Source organism: Streptomyces sp. NPDC005070, from assembly GCF_053600395.1.
In genome coordinates this window covers 1-5,606 of the sequence record NZ_JBSFZS010000252.1, presented here as the reverse complement: position 1 = coordinate 5,606, position 5,606 = coordinate 1, and the positions used below count along the sequence as shown (strand labels likewise).

The 5,606-nt window shown below is 73.6% G+C and carries 2 protein-coding genes; both read left to right on the top strand.

Annotation, left to right across the window (positions count from 1 at the left end; translation table 11 throughout):
* Window positions 1–4,790, top strand: a 4,790-nt coding sequence (locus ACWEBX_RS36955) for an amino acid adenylation domain-containing protein (RefSeq protein ID WP_451889121.1), incomplete at its 5' end; no start/stop codon positions are given.
* A 4-nt stretch (window positions 4,791–4,794) separates the two neighbouring features.
* Window positions 4,795–5,606: condensation domain-containing protein (locus tag ACWEBX_RS36950; protein ID WP_451889120.1), on the top strand; the 812-nt coding region annotated here is incomplete at its 3' end.

Sequence of the window (5,606 nt, the reverse complement as noted above, 5' to 3'; positions counted from 1 at the left end):
CGGACGTCCTGGGCGTCGAACGCGTCGGCGCCGACGACGACTTCTTCGCCGTCGGCGGCGACAGCCTGCGCTCCATCCAGGTGGTCGCCCGGGCCCGCGCCCGCGGCCTGGAGCTGTCCACGCGCGAGATCTTCGAGTGCCGCACCGCGGCCCGCCTCGCCGAGGTCGCCTCCGCCCGCCCGGCCCGCACCCCCGTGCTCCAGGAGGACGAGAGCGGCGGGGTGGGCCCGATGCCGCTGCAGCCGGTGGCCCGGCAGGTGTTCGAGCACGGCGGCGGCACCGGCCGGTTCGCCATGTCGATGGTCCTCGACCTGCCCCACGGCATCACCGCGGACCACCTCACCGCGACCCTGGACGCCGTCCTGGACCGGCACGACCTGCTGCGCGCCCACCTGGTCCCCGGCGACGAGCCCACCCTCGTGGCGGGGCCGGCGGGCAGCGTGCGGGCGGCGGACCACCTGCGCCGCCTCGACTGCGCGGGCCACTGGCAGGAGCCGTCCGCGCTTGCGGCGGCCAAGGCGGAACTGAACGACGCGCTCGGCCGCCTCGACCCCGAGGCCGGGACCATGGCGGAGTTCGTCTGGTTCGCCGCCCCCTCCGGCCAGGGCAGGCTGCTGGTGGTACTGCACCACCTGGTGGTCGACGGTGTCTCCTGGCGCATCCTCATGGCCGACCTCGCCGAGGCCTGGCAGCAGGTCCGCACCGGCACCGCACCCGAACTGCCGGCGGCCGGCACCTCCGCCCGCCGCTGGGCGGCCGCCCTGGCCGACGAGGCGCTCACCGAGCGGCGCGAGGCCGAACTCCCGTACTGGCGCGACCTCCTCGAATCGCCCAACCCCCCACTGGGCGCGCGGGCGTTCGACCCCGCCCTCGACGTGTGGTCCACCGTCGAGACGGTGCGGGTACAGCTTCCCGCCGACGTCACCGACGCCGTGCTGACCACGCTCCCCGCCGCGTTCAAGGGCACCGGCACCGACGTACTGCTCGCCGCCCTCGCCCTGGCCGTCGGCCACTGGCGCACCGCGGACGCCCCCACACTGGTCCGCCTGGAGGGGCACGGCCGCGAGGAGGACGTTGTCCCCGGCGCCGACCTGTCCCGTACCGTCGGCTGGTTCACCACCATGTACCCCGCCCGCGTCGACGTCAGGTCGGTGGACCTGGACGGCGTGCTGGCCGGCGGCCCCGCCGCCGCGCAGGCCATCAAGCTGGTCAAGGAGCAACTGCGCGAGGTCCCCGACAAGGGCCTGGGCTACGGGCTGCTGCGCCACCTCAACCCCGAGACCGCCGAACAGCTCGCCGGTCTGGCGGTGCCGCAGATCGGGTTCAACTACCTCGGCCGGATCTCCGAGACGGACGTGCCCGAGCACCTGCGCGACCACGGATGGGGGCCCGCGTCCTGGTCCGCCGAGCTGATCGCCGAGCCCGACCCGGACCTGCCCGCGCTGTCCGCCCTCGAGGTCAACTCCGTCGCCACGGACACCGCCGAGGGCACCCGCCTGCAGGCCGCGTTCATGTTCCCCACCGGGGTGCTCTCCCGCGAGCGGGCCACCGAACTGGCCGAACTGTGGGTGAAGGTGCTGCACGCCATGGCCTCCTACGCCGCGAGCGGCCACCCCGGCGGGCTCACCCCCTCCGACGCCCCGCTGGTCACCGTCGGCCAGGGCGACATCGAGACGTGGGAGCAGCGCTACGGCCCGCTGACACAGGTGTGGCCGCAGGCCCCGGGACAGTCCGGCATCCAGTTCCAGGCGGCGCTCGCCGACGGCGCCTTCGACGTCTACCACATGCAGTTCGTGCTGCACCTGTCCGGGCACGTCGACCCCGACCGCATGCGGGCCGCCGGACAGGCCCTGCTCGAGCGCCACCCCAACCTGCGCTCCGCGTTCCTGGCCACCGCCGACGGCGAGCCGGTGCAGGTCGTCGCCGAGCACGTCGCCCTGCCCTGGCGGCACCTGGACCTGACCGGCCGCAGCGAGGCCGAGCAGAACGCGGCACTGGACGCGGCCCTGGCCGCCGACCGCGCCGACCAGCTCGACCCCACCCGGCCGCCGCTGCTGCGCCTGGCCCAGCTCACCTGCGGGCCCGAGCAGGCCAAGGTCGTCCTCACCGCGCACCACACCCTGTTCGACGGCTGGTCCTCACCCATGGTGATCACCGACCTGGTCCGGCTCTACGCCGGCACCGGCCCCCTGGCCCCGGCCCGCTCCTACGGCGACTACCTGGCCTGGCTGACCCGGCAGGACAAGGAGGCCTCCGCCGCCCGCTGGAAGGCCGAGCTCGACGGATTCGACGAGCCGACCCTGGTGGCCGCGGGCCTCACCTCCCGGGGGGAGGCCTCCTCCCTGGGGCGCGTCGAGGTGCCGCTGTCCATCGACACGGGCCGCGAACTGGCCCGGCGCGCCGCACAGCTCGGCGTCACCCTGAACACGCTGCTGCAGGGCGCGTGGGCGGTGCTGATCTCGAAGCTGACCGGGCAGCACGACGTGGTGTTCGGCGCCGCCGTCAACGGCCGCCCCGCCGATGTGAGCGGCAGCGACGAGATGGTCGGCCTGTTCATCAACTCCCTGCCCACCAGAGCCCGGTGCCGGCCCGCCACCAGCCTGGGCGAGGTCATCACCGATCTGCAGAACCGGCAGGTCACCCTCCTCGACCACCACTACTACGGCCTGGCCGACATCCAGCGCGGCACCGGCCTGCCCGCCCTGTTCGACACGATCGTGGTGTTCGAGAACTACCCCGTCGACCGCGAGGGCATCGTCGCGGCGAACACCTCCGCGGGCTTCACGATCGACGCCATCCGCCCGTTCGCCGGCTCGCACTACCCCCTCACCCTCAACTCCTCCGACCCCTACCTGCGCCTGTCCCTCGACTACCAGAAGAACCTCTACGACCACCGGGCGGCCCAGAGCATCGCCGCCCGGCTCGTGCGCGTGCTGGAGCAGGTGCTCGAAGACCCCTCGGTGCCGGTCGGCGCCGTGGAGGTGCTGGGCGAGGAGGAACGCGACCTGCTGGTGCGGCGGATCAACGACACCGCCCACCCCGTCGCCCCCGACACCCTGCCCGCCGCGTTCGAGGCCCGGGCCGCCCGCGACCCCGACCGCCTCGCCCTGATCGGCGAGCACGAGCGGCTGACCTACGCCGAGTTCAACGCCCGCGCCAACCGCCTCGCGCACTGGCTGATCGAACAGGGCGCCGGCCCCGAACAGCTCGTCGCCGTCAAGATCCCCCGCTCGGTGGACCTGATGGTGGCGATCTACGCCGTCGTCAAGGCCGGCGCCGCCTACGTGCCCATCGACACCGAACTGCCCCAGGACCGGGTGCAGCACGTCCTGGACAGCGCACGGCCGCTGCTGGTGCTTGACGAAACCCTCCCGGACGTCTCCGCCCACCCCGACACCAACCCCGAACGCACCCTGTCGCCGGACAACGCCGCCTACGCCATCTTCACCTCCGGCTCCACCGGCGGCCCCAAGGGCGTCCCCGTGGCCCACCGGGCCATCATGAACCGGCTCCGCTGGGGACTCGCCCACTTCGACGTCACCCCCGAGGACCGGGTGCTGCTGAGCACCACGGCAAGCTTCGACGTGTCGGTACCGGAGCTGTTCGCACCCCTGCAGGCCGGCGCCGCCGTCGTCATCGCCCGCCCCGACGGCCGCCGCGACCCCGCCTACCTGGCGGACCTGATACGCTGCGAACACGTCACCGGCGCCGACTTCGTGCCCTCCCTGCTGGAGGCGTTCGTCGCCGAACCCGCCGCCAAGGACTGCACCGGCCTGCGCTGGATCGAGGTCGCCGGCGAGGCGTTCCTGCCCGCGCTGGCCCAGCGGTTCACCGAACTGCTGCCGAACTGCACCGCCAACAACCTCTACGGGCCCACCGAGGCCGCCGTCGAGGTCACCGCCCACCGGTACGTGCCCGGCAGCGGCCGGCTGCCGATCGGCACACCGGTGTGGAACACCCAGGTCTACGTCCTGGACGCGGCCCTGCGCCCGCTGCCGGCGGGAGTCACCGGCGAGCTGTACCTCGCCGGCGACCAGCTCGCCCGCGGCTACCTCGGACAGACCGCCCTGACCGCCGGCCGCTTCGTGGCCTGCCCCTTCGGACCGCCCGGCGCACGCATGTACCGCACCGGCGACGTCGTGCGCTGGAGCGAGGACGGCCAGGTCGAATACATCGGCCGCTCCGACTTCCAGGTCAAGGTCCGCGGCTTCCGCATCGAGCTCGGCGAGATCGAACAGGCACTCGCCGCGCACCCCGACGTGGACAGCGCGGTGGCCCTGGTGCGCGAGGACCGCCCCGGCGACCAGCGCCTGGTCGCCTACCTGGTACCCGCCCCCGGCATCCGGGCGGCCGCCCTGGACCTCGCGGCCCTGACCGCCCTGGCCAAGGAGCGGCTGCCGGAGTACATGGTGCCCACCGCGCTCGTACCGCTGGCCGAACTGCCCCAGACACCCAGCGGGAAACTCGACCGGGGCGCCCTGCCCGCCCCGGACCGCGCCGAGACCGCCACCGGGCGGGGACCGCGCAACCACAACGAGGAAGTCCTGTGCCGGCTGTTCGCCGAACTGCTCGGCGCGGACGAGGTCGGCATCGACGTCGACTTCTTCGACAGCGGCGGGCATTCGCTGCTGGCCACCCGGCTGGTCGGCCGCATACGCAACGAGCTCGGCGTCGACGTGAAGGTCACGACCGTCTTCCGCAGCCCCACCGTCGCCGAACTGGCGGCCCGGATCGAGAAGTCGGGCAGGTCGAACCGCCTCCAGCTCCGACAGATGAACGTTGAGGAGTAGCTCGATGATCCCGTTGTCCTTCGCCCAGCGCCGGCTGTGGTTCCTGCACCGGCTGGAAGGGCCGTCCGCGACGTACAACATCCCCTTCGTGCTGCGCCTGGAGGGGCCGCTGGACACCGCCGCCCTGGCCGCGGCGGTGCAGGACGTCGCCACCCGGCACGAGAGCCTGCGCACCCTGCTCGTCGAGAGGCAGGACGGCACACCGGAGCAGCGCATCCTGCCCCCCGGCGAGGCCGACCTCGCCTTCTCGGTCCTCGACGTGGCCGCCGACGCGGTGGACGAGGCGATGCGGCACTTCGTGGGCGAAGGCTTCGAACTCGACGCGGACCTGCCGCTGCGCACCCGCGTCTTCCGCCTCTCCGCCCACGAGCACGTGCTGGTGTTCGTCTTCCACCACGTCGCCGCGGACGGCGCGTCGATGGCCCCGTTCCTGCGGGACCTGCTGGACGCCTACGCCGCCCGCGGCCGCGGCCGGGCACCCGACTGGCAGCCCCTGGCGGTGCAGTACAAGGACTACACCCTCTGGCAGCGGCGGATGCTGGGCGAGGACGACGACCCCGACAGCGTCGCCTTCGAACAACTCGACTACTGGCGCGGCGAGCTGGCCGGGGTACCGCAGCCGGTGCAGCTTCCCCTGGACCGGCCGCGCCCGACGTCGGCGTCCCACCGCGGCGGCCATGTCGACCTCGAACTGGAACCCGACGTCGTCGCCGGGATCGGCCGCCTGGCCGCCCGGCACGGCGCCACCGCGCCCATGGTCGCCCAGGCCGCGCTCGCGGTGCTGCTGCACCACCTCGGCGCCGGCAACGACCTCAC